The organism is Micromonospora haikouensis (assembly GCF_000876225.1).
Lineage (GTDB): Bacteria > Actinomycetota > Actinomycetes > Mycobacteriales > Micromonosporaceae > Micromonospora > Micromonospora haikouensis.
The window spans coordinates 933,486-952,185 of the sequence record NZ_JXSX01000001.1; the positions used below are offsets into that span (position 1 = coordinate 933,486).

The following is an 18,700-nucleotide window of genomic DNA, read 5'->3' on the forward strand; positions in this document are numbered from 1 at the left end:
CGCAACCCGGTGGGGGATGCGACACCCGCATGTCGCGGATGAGCTGCGAAGATGATCACACTGGGTGGCCGGCGGCGGTGCGGCGGCCACCCAGTGTGACGATGTCTCAGAGCCGCTCGACCACGTAGTCGATCGAGGCGGTCAGCGCCTCCACGTCGGACGGCTCGACGGCCGGGTAGAGCGCGATGCGCAGCTGGTTGCGGCCGAGCTTCCGGTAGGGCTCGGTGTCGACGATGCCGTTGGCCCGCAGCGCCTTGGCGATCGCCGCCGCGTCCACCCCGTCGGCGAAGTCGATGGTGGCGACCACGTTGGAGCGCAGCGCCGGGTCGGTGACGAACGGGGTCGCCACGGCGGAGCGCTCGGCCCAGCCGTACACGATGCCGGCGCTCTCGGCCGTGCGCTTGGCCGCCCAGGCCAGGCCGCCCTGCTCGTTCATCCAGTCGGTCTGCTCGGCGGCCAGGAAGATGGTGGCCAGTGCCGGGGTGTTGTAGGTCTGCTCCAGCCGCGAGTTGTCGATCGCGGTGACCAGGTCGAGGAACGCCGGGATGTAGCGGCCCGACGCCTTGATCTCGGCGGCCCGGTCCAGGGCGGCCGGCGACATCAGGGCCAGCCAGAGGCCGCCGTCGGAGGCGAAGCACTTCTGCGGGGCGAAGTAGTAGACGTCGGTCTCGGCGACGTCCACCGCCAGGCCGCCGGCCGCCGAGGTCGCGTCGACCAGCAGCAGCGAGCCCTCGTCGGCTCCGGCGACCCGGTTGATCGGCACCGCGACGCCGGTGGAGGTCTCGTTCTGCGGCAGCCCGTACGCGTCGACGCCGGCCTCGGCGACCAGCGCCGGAGCGCTGCCCGGCTCGGCCTTGCGCACGGTGGGCTCGCCGAGGAACGGGGCGTCCTTGACCGACTTGACGAACTTCGCGCCGAACTCGCCGAAGCTGGCGAACTGCGCCCGGTCGCGGATCAGGCCGAACGTCGCGACCTCCCAGAAGGCGGTGGTGCCGCCGTTGCCGAGGATCACCTCGTAGCCCTCGGGGAGGGAGTAGAACTCGGCGATGCCGCGCCGCAGCCGGGCGACCTGGTCGCGGACGGTCTTCTGCCGGTGCGAGGTGCCCAGGAAGCCCGTCGCCGCGTCGGCGAGGGCGGAGACGGCCGCCGGACGGACCTTGGACGGCCCGCAGCCGAACCGCCCGTCGGCGGGCTTGATGTCGTCGGGAATCCGGATGGTCGGTGCGTCAGCCACGGTTGTCGAGATCCTTCCGCGTGGGCGGGGCCCGGTCACAGGTGGTGGTCGGGCGCGGAGGACGGACGCGTGCGTGGGACGCACGGGCGGCCGGATCCGAGCCCGGTCCGGCGGCACTGCCGAGCCCCCATCCTCGCACCCGGGGCGGCCCGGACACCCGAGGGTCCCGCCGCCGGAGCTGAGGCGTATGACACATCCGCCCGGTTACGTCGCCACCCCACCCGCGGTTACACGGGGCCGGACAGACCTTCCGGTACGCGGAGGGGCCCCGCCGAACCGGCGGGGCCCCTTCCGTCGTCGCGTCGACGGGTGGATCGGACGGGCGTCGCGCACCCAGGTGGTGGGTGTCTGGCGAAGGCGTCGAGAGGGCCGCTGCTCACACGCCGTGCGGGATGGCGTCCCAGCCCTCGACCTGCTGCGGCTTGCGGCTGCCCGGCCCGACGTAGCGGGCCGACGGGCGGACCAGCCGCTGGAGCTTCTTCTGCTCCAGGATGTGCGCGCTCCAGCCGCCCATCCGGGCGCAGGTGAACATCGAGGTGAACATGTGCGCGGGCACCTCGGCGAAGTCGAGCACCACGGCCGACCAGAACTCGACGTTCGTGGCGAGCACCCGGTCCGGTCGGCGGGCCTGCAGCTCGGCCAGGGCCGCCTTCTCCAGCGCCTCGGCGATCTCGAAGCGCGGCGCGCCCAGCTCCTTGGCGGTGCGGCGCAGCACGCGGGCGCGCGGGTCCTCGGCCCGGTAGACCCGGTGGCCGAAGCCCATCAGCCGCTCGCCCCGGTCGAGGACGCCCTTGACGTACCCCTCGGCGTCGCCGCTGCGCTCGACGGCCTCCAGCATGCTGAGCACCCGCGACGGCGCGCCGCCGTGCAGGGGGCCGGAGAGCGCGCCGATGCCGGAGGAGATGCAGGCGGCGGCGTCGGCGCCGGTGGAGGCGACGATCCGGGCGGTGAAGGTGGAGGCGTTCAGGCCGTGCTCGGCGGCCGAGATGAAGTAGGCGTCGACGGCCTTCACGTGGCGGGGGTCGGGCTCGCCGCGCCAGCGCTTCATGAAGCGCTCGACGATCGTCTCCGCCTTGTCGATCTCCTTCTGCGGCACGGCCGGCAGGCCCAGGCCGCGCGCGGACTGGGCGACGAAGGAGAGCGCGGTGACCGACACCCGGGCGAGGTCCTCGCGGGCCTGCTCGTCGGAGATGTCGAGGAGCTGGCTGAGCCCCCAGTACGGGGCGAGCATCGCGACGGCGGACTGCACGTCGACCCGGATGTCGCCGGAGTGCACGGGCACCGGGAACGGCTCCGCCGGCGGCAGGCCGGGGCCGAACCGGCCGTCGACCAGCAGCGCCCAGACGTTGCCGAAGGAGACCTGACCGATCAGATCCTCGATGTCCACGCCGCGGTAGCGCAGGGCACCGCCCTCGCGGTCGGGCTCGGCGATCTCGGTCTCGAAGGCTACGACGCCCTCCAGGCCCGGTTTGAAGTCGGCCATTCTTACTCCTGGATCTGCTCGATGCGCCCGCCTGGGCTCATCCGGCCCGGCCGGCCGAGCGCCTTAGGCGACCCTCAGGGACGTGTTCGTGACATCTTGCCTGGTGGGTAACCGGCTGCGCGACCCGCGACGACTGTGCTGCACGCGACATCCCCGCCGGTGGACAAGCGTGCGGGGTCGATGAGACTGGGCGGTAGGGGCTGGCCAGCGTCGCCGAGGGTGACGGGGCCACCGAAGGGGAGGGTAGCTGTGACGGGTGACACACCCGGCCCGGCCGGCATGCGTAACGAGTACGCCGCCGACCTGGGCCTTTCCGAGGCTGATCTGGCCGCCGACTGGCACGCCCAGTTCGCCCGCTGGTTCGCCGACGCGGTGGCGTCCGGCCTGCCCGAGCCGAACGCGATGGTGCTCGGCACCGCCGACGCGGCCGGCCGCCCCAGCGGGCGCACCGTCCTGCTCAAGGGGTACGACCCGCAGGGCTTCGTCCTGTTCACCAACCACGGCTCGCGCAAGGGCACCGAGGCGCTGGCCAACCCGTACGCCAGCCTGGTCTTTCCGTGGTTTCCCATCCAGCGGCAGGTGGTGGTCGCCGGGCGGATCGAGCCCGTCGACCGGGCCGAGACCGAGGCGTACTTCGCCAGCCGGCCGCGCGGCTCCCAGCTCGGCGCGTGGGCCAGCGAGCAGTCGCGGGTGATCGGCGACCGGGCCGCGCTGGACGCCGGCTACCGGGCGGTGGCCGAGCGGTTCGCCGACGTGGACCCGGTGCCCGCGCCCCCGCACTGGGGCGGCCTGCGGGTGCGCCCCGAGACGGTGGAGTTCTGGCAGGGCCGGGCCAGCCGGCTGCACGACCGGCTGCGGTTCCGCCGCACCGCGCCCGACCCGGGGCCGGCCGACGACGGCCGGTGGGTCGTGGAGCGGCTCGCCCCGTGACCGCCGTCAAGGAGACCCGGCCGCGCGGGGCGCGTCGCTGGGCGATCGACCTGCGCCCGCTGCGGGTGCCCGTCTACCGGCGGATCTGGGTCGGCAACAGCGTCGCGATGCTCGGCTTCCAGTTCACGGCCGTGGCCGTGCCGGTGGAGATGTTCGCGCTGACCCGGGACTCGTTCTGGGTCGGGCTGCTCGGCGTGGCCGCGTTCCTGCCGCTGCTGGTCTTCGGGCTGTGGGGCGGCGCGGTCGCCGACGCCCGGGACCGGCGCGCGGTGCTGCTGGTCAGCCAGGCGGTGCTCTGGGCGTCGATGGTGGGGCTGCTGGCCCAGGCCGTGTTCCGGGTGGGCAGCCCGGTGCTGCTGCTGGTCCTGGTGGCGTTGCAGTCGGTCGGGTTCGCGGTCAGCGGGGCGGCCCGCACCGCGAGCATCCCCCGGCTCGTCCCGGCCGAGCTGGTCCCGGCCGCGAGCACCCTGAACTTCACCACCCACACCGCCGCGTCCGTGCTGGGGCCGCTGCTGGCCGGGCTGATCTTCGCGGCCTGGGAGGTCGGGGTCGCGCTGCCCATCGCGTACGGCGTGGACACGGTCTTCTTCACGGCGGCGGTCTGGGCGACGCTGCGGATGCCGGCGCTGCCGCCGGAGCCCGACCCCGACGGGGACGGCTCGCCCCGCAGGGCAGGGCTGGCCAGCGTCGTCGACGGGCTGCGCTACCTGGCCACCACGCCGGTGCTGCTGCTCTCCTTCGCCATCGACCTCATCGCGATGGTGCTGGCGATGCCCCGGGCGCTGTTCCCCGAGATCGCCGAGGAACGCTTCGGCGGCGGCGCGGCCGTCGGCTGGCTGTTCAGCGCCATCGCCATCGGGTCGATGCTCGGCGGGCTCACGTCCGGCTGGATCGGCCGGCTCCACCGGCAGGGGGTGGCGCTGGTGTGCGCCGTCGTCGGCTGGGGGCTGGCCATCGCCGCCGCCGGGCTGGCCCGCCAGCTCTGGCTGGTGGTCGGGCTGCTCGCCGTGGCCGGCGCGGCCGACCTGGTCAGCGCCGTGCTGCGGCAGACGATGCTGCTGGTGCACGCGCCGGACCGGATGCGGGGCCGGCTCCAGGGCGTCAACACGGTGGTGGTGGCGGGCGGGCCCCGCCTCGGCGACCTGCGGGCGGGCACGATGGCCGCCGGCTTCGGCACCGGCGTCGCCTGGGTCGGCGGCGGCCTCGCCGCGGCGGTGCTCGCGGTGCTGCTGGTGGCCGTCTTCCCGGCCCTGGTGCGCTACCGGGCGGGCGTCGATACCGCTGCGCGGCCATGACCGACAGCCGCACCCCGTGCGCGAAGGTGACCGACTAAGGTCACCGGCATGCAGAACGCCGCACCCCGCCCGCCGTCAGGCACCCAGTGGACCATTTCCGCCGCCGGCCACGAGGCCGTGCTCGTCGAGGTCGGCGGCGGCCTGCGGACGTACCGGCACGACGGCGTCGACTACGTCGACGGGTTCGCCGCCGACGAGCTCTGCCCCGGCGGGGCCGGGCAGGTGCTGGCCCCCTGGCCGAACCGGATCCGTGACGGTCAGTACGCCTTCGGTGGCCGGGAGTTCCAGCTCACGCTGACCGAGCCGAGCCGGGGCGCGGCCCTGCACGGCCTGGTCAACTGGGTGCCGTGGCACCTCGTCGAGCAGTCCGACGACGCCGTGACCCTCGGCTACGACCTGCCCGCGCAGCCGGGCTACCCGTGGGCGCTGCGGCTGCGCAACCGATACTCGGTCGGCCCGGACGGCCTGCGCATCGACCACGAGGCCACCAACGTCAGCGGGGAGCCCTGCCCGTTCGGCTTCTCGATGCACCCCTACCTGCAACTGCCCGGGGTGGCGGTGGACGACCTCGCCCTGCGGGTGCCGGCGAAGCTGCGGGTGCAGGTGGACGGGCGGCTGCTGCCGGTCGGGGCGACCCCGGTCGCCGGCACCGAGTACGACTACACCAGCCCCCGGCGGATCGGCCACGCGGTGCTCGACACGGCGTTCGGTGACGTGGTCCGCGACGCCGACGGCGGCTCCTCGGTGACCCTGGCCGCCCCGGACGACGCGGCGGCCGTCACCGTCTGGGCGGACCGCGAGTTCGGCTGGTGGCAGGTCTTCACCGGGGACACCCTGACCGGCGAGCGGCACCGCCGCTCGGTGGCGATCGAGCCGATGACCTGCCCGCCGGACGCGTACCGCTCGGGCAAGGACGTGATCACCCTGGAGCCGGGCGACACCTGGCGGGGCACCATGGGCATCCGGCCCGGGGCCCGGTAGCAGGGGGAGCAGGCGGCGTGGAGTTCGCCGAGGTGCTCCGGCGACGCCGGATGGTGCGCAACTACGACCCGGACCGCCCCGTCCCGCCGGAGGTGGTGCAGCGGCTGCTCGACCACGCCGTCCGGGCCCCGTCGGCCGGGTTCGCCCAGGGCTGGGGGTTCCTGGTGCTGGAGGAGCCGGCGGACCGGGAACGGTTCTGGGCGGCGACCACCCCGGACGGTGGCGGGCGCGAGCGGTGGCTGGCCGGGATGCGGCGGGCCCCGCTGATCGTCGTGCCGCACGCCAACCGCTCGGCGTACCTCGACCGGTACGCCGAGCCGGACAAGGGCTGGACGGACCGCGCGCAGGAGCGCTGGCCGGTGCCGTACTGGTATGTCGACACCGGCTTCGCCGCCCTGCTGATGCTGCTCACCGCCGTGGACGAGGGGCTGGGCGCGTGTTTCTTCGGCATCCCGCCGCAGCGCACGCAGGCGTACCGGGAGGCGTTCGGGGTGCCGGCGGAGTACGACCCGGTCGGGGCGCTCACCGTCGGGTACCGGGCGCCGGACCACCGGTCGCCGTCGCTGCGGCGGGGGCGTCGCCCGGTCGACGAGGTGGTCCGGCGGGGCCGCTGGAGCTGACGCCGGGGGCGTCGGCGGCCCGGCTCGCCGTCGGCGGGGCGGTGTCGGTGGCCGGCCCGGCGTCGCCGGGCGGGGTTGACCAACAGTGGTCGCGAAAGCGACATGAGGGAGTAAAACGCGGTGTGGCGGGGGCGGCTACGCTGGCACGGTCATCGGTGCCGTGCCGCGCGGTGCCACGCCGCGATCCGACCCGGCGCGGTGGGTCGGAACGGTGAGGGGGAGGGGAGCGTGCCGTCGTGATCTTCAGAGCGGTCCGGGACGGGCGTCCCTATCCGGAGCACAACCTGACGCTCAAGCAGTGGGCGGAGATCCCGCCGCGTCCGCTGCGGCTGGACCAGTTGATCACCACCAAGCGTGAGCTGGCGTTGGACAAGCTGCTCGCCGAGGACTCCACCTTCTACGGGGACCTGTTCCCGCACGTGGTGCAGTGGAACAGCGGGCTCTACCTGGAGGACGGGCTGCACCGCGCGCTGCGCGCCGCGCTCCAGCAACGCAACCAGATCCACGCCCGGGTGCTGGTGCTGGCCGGTCAGCACGAGTGACCCGCTCCTGAGGCTTCGTTAGGGTGGCGGGATGACTCCTGTCGACCTGCTGGACCTGGACTCCCTCCTCGACGACGAGGAACGCCAGATCCGGTCCGTCGTGCGCCGGCTGGTCGACGACCGGGTCCGGCCGCACGTCGCCGACTGGTACGAGCGGGGCCAGGTGCCGGCCCGCGAGCTGGCCCGGGAGTTCGGCCGGCTCGGCCTGCTCGGCATGCACCTGACGGGGTACGGCTGCGCCGGCTCCACCGCCGTCGCGTACGGGCTGGCCTGCCTGGAGCTGGAGGCCGGCGACTCCGGCGTGCGGTCCCTGGTCTCGGTGCAGGGTTCGCTGGCCATGTACGCGATCTGGCGCTACGGCAGCGAGGAGCAGAAGCAGCGCTGGCTGCCCGCCATGGCGACCGGCGAGGCGATCGGCTGCTTCGGGCTGACCGAGCCCGACCACGGCTCCGACCCGGCGTCGATGGCCACCCGCGCCCGCCGCGACGGCGACGACTGGCTGCTGCACGGCGGCAAGATGTGGATCACCAACGCGCCGGTCGCCGACGTCGCCGTGATCTGGGCCCGCGCCGAGGAGGGGGTGCGCGGGTTCGCCGTACCCCTGGACACGCCCGGGGTGTCGGTGCGCGAGATCCGGCGCAAGATGTCGCTGCGGGCCTCCCTCACCGGCGAGATCGCGCTCGACGACGTCCGGCTCCCGGCCGACGCGCTGCTGCCCGGCGCGGCCGGGCTCAAGGCCCCGCTGAGCTGCCTCACCGAGGCCCGGCACGGCATCGTCTGGGGCGCGCTCGGCGCGGCCCGCGACTGCCTGGAAACCACCCTGGCGTACGCGGGCACGCGCACCCAGTTCGGCCGGCCGCTCGCCGGCTTCCAGCTCACCCAGGCCAAGCTCGCCGACATGGCCGTCGAGTGGCAGAAGGGCTTCCTGCTGGCGCTGCACCTGGGCCGGCTCGCCGACGCCGGGAGGCTGCGCCCCGAGCAGGTCAGCGTCGGCAAGCTGAACAACGTGCGCGAGGCGCTGGCCATCGCCCGGCAGTGCCGCACCATCCTCGGCGCGAACGGCGTCTCGGGGGAATATCCGATCATGCGGCACGCCAACAACCTGGAGAGCGTGCTCACCTACGAGGGCACCTCCGAGATCCACCAGCTCGTCATCGGGCAGCGGCTGACGGGGCTTTCCGCGTTCGCCTGACCAGCCCGTGCCACAGGCGTGACGCGCCCGTCCCGTGCTCGGGGCGGGCGCTTGCCGTCGGGCTGCGGGACCTCGTCCGCCGTCAGGATGCGGTGGGGTCTGCCTCGTCGTAGGCCCGGCGGGCCGTCTCGATCGCGCCCAGGTGATGGTCGGCCCAGTCGAAGAGGGCGTCGACCGGCGACCGGAGGGTCTTGCCCAGCGGCGTGATCCGGTACTCGACTGCGACCGGCCGCGACGAGAGGACGCGACGCTCGACGATGCCGTTGCGTTCGAGCCGGCGCAGGGTCGCGCTCAGCGACTTCTGGCTGACGGCCGGGATCGCCTGGCGCAGCTCGTTGAACCGCGAGGGTCGTTCGCAGAGGGTGTTGAGCACCTCCAGCGACCACTTGTCGAGGACCTGGTCCAGGAGTTCGCGGTGCGCCGGGGTGACGTCGAGACGCTCCGCCGTGCCGGGGTCGGTATCTGCCATGACACCTAGTCTCGTTGAAGTTTCCTCTAGGCACCAGGTATCAAGGTGATACCAAGGTTGGTGCGAGGAAGGAATTGCGATGGGTGTCCAGCTCTTCTCCCCCCGGGGCATGATGCAGCCCGTTCCCTACCACCACGTCGCGGTCGCGTCGGGGTCGCGCCACGTCCACGTGGCGGGCCAGATCAGCCGCGACGAGGCGGGGCGGCCGGTGGCGTCCGGTGACCTCCGGGGGCAGGTCGCCCAGGCGCTCCGCAACACGGCCCACGGTCTCGCCGGTGCCGGCGCGAGCTTCTCGGACGTGGTCCGCCTGACGTTCTACGTCACGAACTGGGCGCCGGAGCGGATCGGCGACTTCATGGCCGGCGTCGACGACGTCGCGGGGGAACTCGGCCTGCCGCAACCCCTGCCTCCGGCGTCGCTCATCGGTGTCGACTACCTCTTCGAGCCCGACGTCGAGGTCGAGGTCGAGGCGACGGCGATCCTGGCCTGACTGTGCGCTGTGCACCTGCCCTGACTGGCTCGGTTGCTCCGCAGGCGGTGGGACTGAATCTTGGAAGAATCCGGCCCCCAGAGGGGCCGTCGGCTTCCAAGATCTCCTGGCTTTGGCGCGTTCTGGGCCGGTGGTCTGCGGGGGAGTCTCGTCGGTCGGGTCCTGGCCTGCAAGATCGTGCTCGATCGGTGAAGGAGTTGGGTCCAAGCCGGAGCGAGGCCCCGCTTTCCCTGATCGAGCACGATCTTGGGCACCGATCGAGCACGATCTTGGGCCCGATCCGGCGCTCCCGGAAAGGCGTTCACCACTGGCGGCGCGTGGTCGCCTTCGCGCCGGTGACCAGGGTTGCCGGCGGTACGTCGTCGGCCACGACCGCGCCGGCGGCGATCACGGCGTCCCGGCCGATGCTGACGCCGGGCAGGATCGTGGCACCCGCGCCGATCCACACGTTGTCCGCCACGTCGATGGGCGCGCCGGTGAGATACAGCCGCCGTTCCTCGGGGTCGACCGGGTGGCCGCTGGTGATGAAGGTGACCTTCGGGCCGACCATCACGCGTTCGGCGAGCCGGATGCCGGCGTAGTCGAGGAACGTGCAGTTCTGGTTGATGAACACGCGCTCGGCGAGGTCGAGGTTGAGGCCGTGGTCCGTGTAGAACGGCGGATAGATGGTGACCCGCGCCGGCAGCGGCCTGCCGAGGATCTGCGCGAACAGCTCCGCCTTGCCCGCCTCGTCCTCGAAGGGCAGCACGTTCAGGCGGGAGGTCAGCTCGGTGACCCGCAGGACCCGGGCGGCCATGGCCTGGAACTCGGCGCTGTGGATCCGCATGAGACGACCGCTGGGCACGCCACGAACCATACGCCTCGGTGCCGTCGGCGGGCGGGTGTCGCACGGTGGCCGTAACGTCATCCTCAGACGATGTTCGATCGAGGATGGTGAGCGATGTCCCACGACGGTGAGGTCGACCGGCCCGCCCCCAAGGGCCCCTCCGGGCCCGCCCGGGGGTTGCTCGTGGTGCTCGGCGCGGCGGCGGTGGCCGTGGTCGTGCTGCTCGGCGCGCAGGCCACCAACGTGTTCCCCGACTTCCGCAACCCCTTCGCCAAGGAGCAGACCGACCGCAGCCAGCCGCCGCTGCTCAAGTCGATCCAGGACCTCAGCCGCTACGTCGCGGCCGAGGGCAACTTCCAGGTCGTGGTCGACCTGCAGAACGACCGCGACAACGTGCCGGAGTTCCTGCTCAACCAGCGCACCCTCTTCGTCGGGGCGGGCAGCGTGGAGGCGTACGTCGACTTCACCAAGATCGGTGAGGGGGCGGTGGTCGTCTCGCCCGACGGGAAGTCCGTCGAGGTGAAGCTGCCCGCGCCGCAGCTCGGCCAGACCAACCTCGACATGGAGAAGAGCTATGTCGTGGCGGAGCAGCGCGGCCTGCTCAACCGGATCAACGACCTGGTCAAGGGCGACCCGAACCGCCAGCAGCAGGTCTACAAGCTGGCCGAGGACCGGATCACGGCAGCCGCCCGCGACAGCGGCCTGACCGACCGGGCGCAGGAGAACACCGACAAGATGCTGGCGGGCCTGCTGCGCTCCCTCGGCTACGAGAAGGTGACCGTCACCTACACCGCGCCCTGACCGGCGCGAACAGCAACGCGAACGCCAGCGCGCACAGCGAACGGACGCCCGCCCCGGGGGGAGCCGGGGCGGGCGTCCTCGTGCGGCGGGTCAGTAGCGGGTGGTGGCGGCGTAGCGGTCCTCGTTCGGCATGAGCACCCACAGCACCAGGTAGACGATCACCTGGGTGCCGGGCAGCAGCAGCGACAGCAGGAACAGCAGCCGGACCAGGTTGGCGGACGTGTTGAACCGGCGGGCCAGGCCGACGCAGACGCCGGCGAGCATGCGCCCCTCGCGGGGCCGGACCAGTTTGCGACTCATCGTCGTACTCCCACTCTGCGGCGTGCCCGCCGCCTCTGACTCAACGGTAGGAACCGCCGTTGCACCCGCCCTCCGTCGCGAGGGGGATCCCGGTACCCCTGACCCGTAGGTGCTTACCCGGGCGGGCCCGCCCCGACGCACCGAGCAGGGAAGCGGGCGGCGGGTAGGCTCGCCCGTCGGGTCCGTACAAGGGCGTACGACGGCGAGGAAGTGCACATGATCAGCGTTTTCGACCTCTTCAGCGTGGGCATCGGCCCGTCCAGCTCGCACACGGTGGGACCGATGCGGGCGGCGCGGACGTTCGTGGCCGGGCTCAAGGCCGACGGCCTGCTCGCCGACGTCGTCCGGGTGCGCGCCGAGCTGTTCGGCTCGCTGGGCGCCACCGGTCACGGCCACGGCAGCGGCCCGGCCGTGCTGCTCGGGCTGGAGGGCGAGGCCCCGGAGACCGTCGACACCGACACCGTCGCCCCCCGGGTGGCCGCGATTCGCGCCGGGCGGCGGCTGACCCTGCTCGGCGCGCAGGAGGTCGACTTCGACCCGGACCGGGACCTGGTGCTGCACCGCCGCCGGTCGCTGCCGTACCACCCGAACGGGATGACCTTCGCCGCGTACGACGGGGGCGGGGCGCTCCTGCGCGAGCGGACGTACTACTCCGTCGGCGGCGGGTTCGTGGTCGACGAGGCGGCGGCCGGGGCGGACCGGATCGTGCCCGACACCACCCGCGTGCGGTACCCGTTCGGCACCGGGGCGGAGCTGCTGGCGGTCAGCGCCGGCAACGGGCTGTCGATCAGCGAGGTGATGCTGGCCAACGAGCTGGCCCGCCGCACCGAGGGCGAGGTGCGGGCCGGGTTGCTGGACATCTGGCGGGTGATGCGGGAGTGCGTCGAGAACGGGTGCGCCCGCGACGGCGTACTCCCCGGCGGGTTGAAGGTGCGGCGGCGGGCCGCCGAGCTGCGGCGCGGCCTGGAGGCGGACGCCGCGAGCGCCGACCCGCTGCGGGTGATGGACTGGGTGACCCTGTTCGCGCTCGCGGTCAACGAGGAGAACGCGGCCGGCGGGCGGGTGGTGACCGCGCCGACCAACGGCGCGGCCGGCATCATCCCGGCGGTGCTGCACTACTACACCCGGTTCGTGCCGGGGGCGGACGAGGCGGGCGTGGTCCGGTTCCTGCTGGCGGCCGGGGCGATCGGCGTGCTGTTCAAGGAGAACGCGTCGATCTCCGGGGCCGAGGTGGGCTGCCAGGGCGAGGTCGGGTCGGCCTGTTCGATGGCCGCCGCCGGGCTGGCCGAGGCGCTCGGCGGCACCCCGGAGCAGGTGGAGAACGCGGCCGAGATCGGCATGGAGCACAACCTGGGGCTGACCTGTGACCCGGTCGGGGGCCTGGTGCAGATCCCCTGCATCGAGCGGAACGCGGTGGCTAGCATCAAGGCGATCACTGCGGCCCGGTTGGCGCTGCGCGGCGACGGGGTGCACCACGTGTCGCTGGACAAGGTGATCAAGACGATGCGCGAGACGGGCGCCGACATGAAGGTCAAGTACAAGGAGACGGCGCGGGGCGGCCTGGCCGTCAACGTGATCGAGTGTTGAGCGGGCGAGGAGGCGGGCGGTGACGTCTGGCGTCCGGGCGGCCGGCCCGCACGGGCCCGTGGCCCGCCTGTGGGCGCACCGCAACTCGCTGCGCATCCTCGTCCGCCGCGACCTCGCGGTGAAATACCAGCAGTCGGTGCTGGGCTACTTCTGGTCGCTGATCGAGCCGCTGGGCATGGGCGCGATCTACTGGTTCGTCTTCGGGGTGCTCTATTCCGGCGACACGAGCCGGCACCTGGGGCAGGCCGCCGGGTCGTACCCGCTGTTCCTGATCACCGGCATCTTCGCCTGGATGTGGACCAGTTCGGCGCTGAGCGAGGCGACCAACGCGCTCACCGGCCAGGCCCGGCTGATCACCACGATGAACGTGCCGCGCCAGGTGTTCCCCATCGGCCGGATCACCGGCCGGTTCGCCGAGTACGCCGCCGGCCTGCCGATCCTGGCCGCCATCGCCGTCGCGTACGCGGTGCGCGGCGAGGTGCACCCGGGCTGGTCGGTGCTCGCCCTGCCGCTGGCCGTGGCCGTGCAGGCGGTGCTGCTGGTCGGGCTGGCGCTGCTGCTGTCGGCGCTGAACGTGCTGATGCGCGACATCGAGCGGTTCATGCGGCTGGTGATCCGGGTGCTGTTCTACGCCACCCCGATCATCTACCCCCTGAGCCTGGTGCAGGAGTCCACGCTGCCGGGGTGGGTGAAGGCCGCGTACGAGCTGAACCCGCTGGTCGGCATCTTCCAGCTGCACCACGCCGTGTGGTACCCGGACCAGTTCCCCGACGCCCGGCTGCTCGTCACCACGGTCGTGGTGAGCGTGCTGGTGCTGGTGGCCGGCTGGTGGGCGTTCCGGCGGCTCGAACCCGCCGTGCTCAAGGAGCTGTGATGGCCGCCGATCCGATCATCGAGGCGGACGGGCTCGGCATCCGGTTCGTCCGCAACCGGCGGCGGCAGCTGCGGCTGCGCGAGTTCTTCATCCGTCCCGGCGGCCGGGGCACCGCCGGACTCGCCGCCGACAAGAGCCGGTCCGGCGACGACGGGCGGTTCTGGCCGCTGCGGGACGTGTCGTTCCGCGTCGCGCCCGGCGAGACGCTCGGGGTGGTGGGCCGCAACGGCACCGGCAAGAGCACCCTGCTGCGGCTGATCGCCGGGGTGCTCATCCCCGACGAGGGGAGCATCCGGGTGCGCGGCGACGTGGCCCCGCTGCTGGAGCTCTCGGCCGGGTTCTCCAACGACCTGACCGGGCGGGAGAACCTCTACCTCGTCGGCGGCCTGCACGGCCTGTCGTCGCGTTACCTGCGGAAACACTTTCATGAGATCGTCTCCTTCGCCGGCGAGCAGGTGGAACGGGCCATCGACACGGCGGTGCGGCACTACTCGTCGGGGATGAAGGTCCGCCTCGGCTTCGCGATCATCTCCCACCTCCCGCACCCGATCCTGCTGATGGACGAGGTGACGGCGGTCGGGGACGCGGAGTTCCGCGAGAAGTGCTATGCGACGATCGAGAGATTGCTTCGGGAGGGACGCACACTCGTGCTGGTGTCACACAACGAAAAGGATCTGACCCGGTTCTGCCGTCGAGGGCTCTACCTCGACGCCGGGCGGCTGACCGTCGACGGGACGATCGCCGAGGCGCTCGACGCGTACCACGCCGCGGTCGCGCGGTGACCGTCGCGATCGTGCTCGCGGCCGGTGCGCCGGCCGCGGGCCAGCCGACAGCGGCCGGGGACACCCTCGCCGACCGGCTCGCCGAGCAGTGGCACCGGGCCGGGGTGACCCACGTGCGGCGCGCCGCGAACCTGACCGAGCTGGCGACGCTGGTCGACGCCGCGACCGGGCCGGTGATCGTCAGCGGGACGGACCTGGTGGCGCACACCGCCGTACTGCGGCACCTGGCCACCAGCCCGGTGGGCCCGACGGTGGCCCTGGTGCTGACCGACCCGCCGGCCCCCGGCCAGGCGGTGGTGCGCGAGGAGCGCGGCCAGGTCGTCGATGCCGGCCCGGACGGGCGGCTCGACGGCGGGCAGACCGGGGTGTTCGGCGGCGCGCTGCGGGTGGGCCGCGACGACCTGTCCGCGCTGGCCGCCGCCGCCCGCGCCGCCGTCGCGGGCACGCCGATCGCCGGCACGGCCGCCGTCGCGGGCACGCCGCCGGCCGCCGGGCCCGAGGCGGCCGGGTCCGCCGTGGACCGGCTGTTCACCGGCCTCACCGCGCTGGGCACGCTGACGTTCGCCCATCGGGTACGCCTGCTCGTCGCCCACCGGGTCGCCGACCCGGCAGGGCTGGCCGCCGCCGAGGCCGCCGTCGCCGCCGTCGACGAGGACCGAGCCGAGCTGCGGCTGTCGGTGAAGGAGAAGGACGACTTCTTCACCACGTTCTTCGTCAGCACCTGGTCGCCGTACGTGACGAAGGCGTCGGCGAAGCTCGGCCTGACGCCGACCGGGGTCACCGCGATCTCGGTGCTCTTCGCGGCGGTCGCGGCGGTGCTGTTCGGCGTCGGCGGCCGGCCGGCGCTGGTCACCGGCGCGGTGCTGCTCTACCTCGGCTTCGTGCTCGACTGCGTCGACGGGCAGCTCGCCCGCTACACCCGGCACTTCAGCGCGTGGGGCGGCTGGCTGGACACGATGGCCGACCGGGCCAAGGAATACCTGGTCTACGCCGGCCTCGGCTATGGCGCGACGGCCGCCGGGTTCCGCTACGGCTGGGCGCTGGCCGTGGCCGCGATGACGTTGCAGACCGTCCGGCACATGACCGACACCTGGTACGGGGTGCTGCACGACGAGGCGGCCCGCCGGCCGAAGGCCGTCGGCGGGGGCGGCGGCGGGATCGGCGACCGGCTGAACGCCGCGTCGACCCGGGTGCAGGCCGACACGGGCTCGCTGTCGTACTGGCTGAAGCGCACGGTGGTGTTCCCGATCGGGGAGCGGTGGGCGCTGATCGCGCTGACGGTGGCGCTGTTCGGGCCGCTGGTCAGCCTCGTCGCCGTGCTGACCTGGGGGGTGCTGGCGTTCGCGTACACGGGTGCGCTGCGCACGCTGCGGGCCCGCTGGATGTGGGTGCCGGTGCTGGACACGGTCGACGCGACCCTGCACCGCGACGACGGGCCGATCGCGGCCCGGTTCCCGGTGCTGCGGCCGATGGGCCCGCTGACCCTGGCGGTGCTCGGGGCGCTCGGCCCGGCGGCGCTGCTGGTCGCGGCGGGGCTGCGGGTGCGTGCCGGCGACGAGGCAGGCGGGCTGGCCTGGGCGGTGCCGGTGGCGCTGCTGGTGCTGCTGGTCGCCGCGCTCGGGGCGGGGGCGGCGCACAACGGCCCGCTGGACTGGCTGGTGCCGGCGGCGCTGCGGGCCGGCGAGTACCTGTTCGCGATCGCCGCCGGCGTGGTCGGCGGGGCCCCCGCATGGGTGGTCTTCGGCTACGTCTTCGTGCTCACCCTGCACCACTACGACCTGACCGCCCGGCTGGAGAAGCGGCAGGCGGCCCCGCCGCTGCACGGTGCCACGCTGGGCTGGGAGGGGCGCTCGGCGGTGCTGGCGGTAGCGGCTTTCGCCGGTTTTGCGGGTATTGCCATGGCTACACTCGGTGCGTACCTGCTCGTGGTTTTCGTCGGGAGCGTGGTCCTGGCCTGGGTCGTCCTGCCCGCCCGCGCCCGGCGGGGCGTGGGGGTCCCGGCGGGCGGTGAGGTCCGCCAGCCGGGCTGACGTGAGGGGCCGGCCGATGACGCTGATCAGCTTCGTCGTACCGGCCTACCGGGTGCAGGCGTTCCTGAGCGAGTGCCTCGACTCGATCCTCGGCCAGCCGTTCGACGACGTCGAGGTCATCGGCGTCGACGACCACTCGCCGGACGGCAGCGGCGACATCCTCGCCGACTACGCGGCCCGGGACCACCGGGTGCACGCCGTCCGGCTCGACGACAACGTCGGCCTCGGTCCGGCCCGCAACGTCGGGCTGGACCGGGCCGGCGGCGAGTACGTCTGGTTCGTCGACGGCGACGACTGGCTCGCCCCCGACTGCCTCGCCGAGGTGGCCGCCCGGCTGCGCCGGACCCGCCCCGACGTGCTGCTCGTCGACCACGTGCGGGTGCGCTGGGACGGCCGGGCCACCCGCAGCGCGCTGGCCGACGTCTTCCCCACCCCGCCCGGCGAGGAGACGTTCCGGCTGGCCGAGCGGCCGGAGGCGCTGCGGCTGCTGCACACCGCCTGGAACAAGCTGGTGCGGCGGGAGTTCCTCGTCGACCTCGGGCTGCGCTTCGAACCCGGCTGGTACGAGGACGTCGCGTTCAGCTATCCGCTGCTGCTGGCCGCCGAGCGGATCGGGGTGCTCGACCGCGTCTGCCTCAACTACCGGCAGCGCCGGGCCGGGGCGATCACCCGCACCCGGGGCGACCGGCACTTCGAGGTCTTCGTCCAGTGGCACCGGGTGTTCCGGTGGATGGACGGGCGGACGCCGCCGGTCGACGGCCTGCGGCCAGCGGTCTTCGAGCGGATGATCTGGCACTACCTGACCGTGCTCGGCAACGGCGAGCGGATCGCCCCCGAGCTGCGGTCGGCCTTCTTCGACCGGATCACCGCCGACCACGCCCGCTGGCTGCCGCCCGGCGGCTACCCGGCCCCGCCCGGCGTGGAGGGGCTCAAGCACCGGCTGGTCGCCGCCGGTCGGTGGCGGACGTTCAGCGCGCTGCGGGCCGCCAACCAGGCCCGGGAGGTCGCCGGGCGGCAGGTCCGCCGGGGCAGGCCCGTTGCCCGCCGGGCCGCCCGGCTGGGCCGCGACGCGGTGCTGCGCGAGTACTACCTGGCGGAGCTGCGCCGGCCGCTCGACCCGCACCTCGCCGTCTACGCCGCCTACTGGTTCCGGGGGTACGCCTGCAACCCGGCCGCGATCTACGAGGCGGCCCGCCGGCTGGCCCCGCAGGTGCGCGGGGTGTGGATCGTCCGGCGGGACCGGGTCGAATCCCTGCCGCCCGGGGTGGAGTACGTCGTCGCCGGCACCCGCGAGTACCACCGCGTGCTGGCGCGGGCGACGTGGCTGGTCAACAACGTGAACTTCCCCGACTTCGTGCGTAAGCGCCCCGGGTCGGTGCACGTGCAGACCCACCACGGCACCCCCGTGAAGGTGATGGGGTTGGACCAGCAGCGGTACCCGGTCGGCGCGGTCGGGATGGACTTCGCGAAGCTGCTGCGCCGGGTGGACCGCTGGGACTACAGCGTCTCGGCGAACAGCTTCTCCACCCAGATGTGGGAGCGGGCGTACCCGGCCGCGTACACCACGCTGGAGGTGGGCTACCCGCGCAACGACCGGCTGGTCACCGCCACCGACACCGAGGTGCGCGAGGTGCGCGCCCGGCTCGGCCTCGCCCCCGGCGACCGGGTCGTGCTGTACGCGCCGACGCACCGCGAGCACCTGCCCGGGTACCGCCCGCCGTTCGACCCGGAGCTGCTGCGCGACGCGCTCGGCCCGACCGGGGTGCTGCTGATGCGCAGCCACTACTTCGCCGACCGGGACCGGCGGCCGGGCCTTGATCCCGGGGCGGGTCCCGGGCCGGCCCGGGTGCGCGACGTCAGCGGGCACGACCGGGTGGAGGACCTCTACCTCGCCGCCGACGTGCTGGTCACCGACTACTCGTCGGCGATGTTCGACTACGCCGTGCTGGACCGGCCGATCGTGGTCTACGCGCCGGACTGGGAGGCGTACCGGCTGGCCCGGGGCGTCTACCTCGACCTGCTCGCCGAGCCCCCCGGCGCGGTGACCACCAGCTTCCCCGGCCTGCTGGACCTGTTCCGCTCCGGCGCGGTCGACGCCGAGCCCGCCACGGCGGCCCGCCGCCGGTTCCGGGAGCGGTTCTGTGCCCTGGAGGACGGGCACGCCGCCGAGCGGGTCGTCCGGCGGGTGTTCCTGGGGGAAGTCGGCTGAACCGCAGGATCATGTAATAGGTCTGTCACGAGCCGAACATGGCACGTTTACCCGA

Annotated in this window: 18 protein-coding genes; 13 read left to right on the top strand and 5 right to left on the bottom strand. The window is 73.4% G+C overall.

Features of this window, described 5'->3' with window-relative positions; all coding sequences use genetic code 11:
• Window positions 1–106 precede the first annotated feature (106 nt).
• Window positions 107–1,234, bottom strand: a complete 1,128-nt coding sequence (gene serC, locus TK50_RS04240) for a phosphoserine transaminase (protein ID WP_043961560.1) — start codon at window positions 1,232–1,234, stop codon at window positions 107–109.
• Window positions 1,235–1,610: 376 nt separating this feature from the next.
• Window positions 1,611–2,717 (bottom strand): citrate synthase 2, encoded by a 1,107-nt coding sequence (locus TK50_RS04245; RefSeq protein WP_043961561.1) that lies wholly within the window; start codon window positions 2,715–2,717, stop codon window positions 1,611–1,613.
• A gap of 279 nt (window positions 2,718–2,996) precedes the next feature.
• On the opposite strand from TK50_RS04245, the gene pdxH reads away from it, so the two are divergent.
• The 6 genes from pdxH (at window position 2,997) to TK50_RS04275 (ending at window position 8,277) form a co-directional block, all read left to right on the top strand.
• Window positions 2,997–3,647, top strand: coding sequence for a pyridoxamine 5'-phosphate oxidase (pdxH, locus tag TK50_RS04250; protein WP_043963792.1), 651 nt, complete (start codon window positions 2,997–2,999; stop codon window positions 3,645–3,647).
• On the top strand, window positions 3,644–4,942 hold the full coding sequence (locus tag TK50_RS04255; RefSeq protein WP_043961562.1) for an MFS transporter: 1,299 nt from the start codon (window positions 3,644–3,646) through the stop codon (window positions 4,940–4,942). Before pdxH ends, TK50_RS04255 begins: the two co-directional genes overlap by 4 nt.
• Window positions 4,943–4,990: 48 nt before the next feature.
• A complete protein-coding gene (locus tag TK50_RS04260; protein WP_043961563.1) occupies window positions 4,991–5,923 on the top strand; it encodes an aldose 1-epimerase family protein in 933 nt (310 codons plus the stop codon).
• Window positions 5,924–5,940: 17 nt separating this feature from the next.
• Window positions 5,941–6,543, top strand: coding sequence for a nitroreductase family protein (locus TK50_RS04265; protein WP_043961564.1), 603 nt, complete (start codon window positions 5,941–5,943; stop codon window positions 6,541–6,543).
• Window positions 6,544–6,779: 236 nt separating this feature from the next.
• Window positions 6,780–7,085: a type II toxin-antitoxin system VapB family antitoxin gene (locus TK50_RS04270; protein WP_043961565.1), complete on the top strand. Its 306-nt coding sequence runs from the start codon at window positions 6,780–6,782 to the stop codon at window positions 7,083–7,085.
• A 31-nt stretch (window positions 7,086–7,116) separates the two neighbouring features.
• Window positions 7,117–8,277 carry an acyl-CoA dehydrogenase family protein gene (locus TK50_RS04275; protein ID WP_043961566.1) on the top strand — a complete coding sequence of 387 codons (1,161 nt, stop codon included), beginning with the start codon at window positions 7,117–7,119 and terminating at the stop codon, window positions 8,275–8,277.
• An 82-nt stretch (window positions 8,278–8,359) separates the two neighbouring features.
• On the opposite strand, the gene TK50_RS04280 is transcribed toward TK50_RS04275, so the two are convergent.
• Entirely contained in the window at window positions 8,360–8,746 is a 387-nt protein-coding gene (locus tag TK50_RS04280) for a winged helix-turn-helix transcriptional regulator (RefSeq protein WP_043961567.1), read from the bottom strand.
• Window positions 8,747–8,825: 79 nt separating this feature from the next.
• Here TK50_RS04280 and TK50_RS04285 point away from each other — a divergent pair, with 79 nt between their 5' ends.
• A complete protein-coding gene (locus tag TK50_RS04285; RefSeq protein ID WP_043961568.1) occupies window positions 8,826–9,236 on the top strand; it encodes a RidA family protein in 411 nt (136 codons plus the stop codon).
• Window positions 9,237–9,537: 301 nt separating this feature from the next.
• On the opposite strand, the gene TK50_RS04290 is transcribed toward TK50_RS04285, so the two are convergent.
• The gene (locus tag TK50_RS04290; RefSeq protein ID WP_199485966.1) at window positions 9,538–10,080 is read right to left on the bottom strand and encodes a DapH/DapD/GlmU-related protein; all 543 of its coding nucleotides are present in this window, start codon (window positions 10,078–10,080) and stop codon (window positions 9,538–9,540) included.
• Between the two features lie 96 nt (window positions 10,081–10,176).
• Here TK50_RS04290 and TK50_RS04295 point away from each other — a divergent pair, with 96 nt between their 5' ends.
• Complete coding sequence (locus TK50_RS04295; protein WP_043961570.1) at window positions 10,177–10,863, top strand: DUF4230 domain-containing protein; 687 nt, start codon at window positions 10,177–10,179, stop codon at window positions 10,861–10,863.
• 90 nt (window positions 10,864–10,953) lie between these two features.
• Here TK50_RS04295 and TK50_RS04300 read toward each other — a convergent pair whose 3' ends face one another.
• Window positions 10,954–11,163 (bottom strand): PspC domain-containing protein, encoded by a 210-nt coding sequence (locus tag TK50_RS04300; RefSeq protein ID WP_043961571.1) that lies wholly within the window; start codon window positions 11,161–11,163, stop codon window positions 10,954–10,956.
• 216 nt (window positions 11,164–11,379) lie between these two features.
• Here TK50_RS04300 and TK50_RS04305 point away from each other — a divergent pair, with 216 nt between their 5' ends.
• Genes TK50_RS04305 through TK50_RS04325 form a run of 5 tightly spaced genes read left to right on the top strand, consistent with a single transcriptional unit; the run spans window position 11,380 to window position 18,645 of the window.
• The gene (locus tag TK50_RS04305) at window positions 11,380–12,750 is read left to right on the top strand and encodes an L-serine ammonia-lyase (RefSeq protein WP_043961572.1); all 1,371 of its coding nucleotides are present in this window, start codon (window positions 11,380–11,382) and stop codon (window positions 12,748–12,750) included.
• A gap of 58 nt (window positions 12,751–12,808) precedes the next feature.
• Complete coding sequence (locus TK50_RS04310; protein ID WP_043963794.1) at window positions 12,809–13,624, top strand: ABC transporter permease; 816 nt, start codon at window positions 12,809–12,811, stop codon at window positions 13,622–13,624.
• Window positions 13,624–14,406, top strand: coding sequence for an ABC transporter ATP-binding protein (locus TK50_RS04315; protein ID WP_043961573.1), 783 nt, complete (start codon window positions 13,624–13,626; stop codon window positions 14,404–14,406). Before TK50_RS04310 ends, TK50_RS04315 begins: the two co-directional genes overlap by 1 nt.
• Window positions 14,403–16,436, top strand: coding sequence for a DUF5941 domain-containing protein (locus TK50_RS04320; protein ID WP_082106159.1), 2,034 nt, complete (start codon window positions 14,403–14,405; stop codon window positions 16,434–16,436). Before TK50_RS04315 ends, TK50_RS04320 begins: the two co-directional genes overlap by 4 nt.
• Before the next feature lie 16 nt (window positions 16,437–16,452).
• A complete protein-coding gene (locus tag TK50_RS04325; RefSeq protein ID WP_043961574.1) occupies window positions 16,453–18,645 on the top strand; it encodes a bifunctional glycosyltransferase/CDP-glycerol:glycerophosphate glycerophosphotransferase in 2,193 nt (730 codons plus the stop codon).
• Window positions 18,646–18,700: the final 55 nt, after the last annotated feature.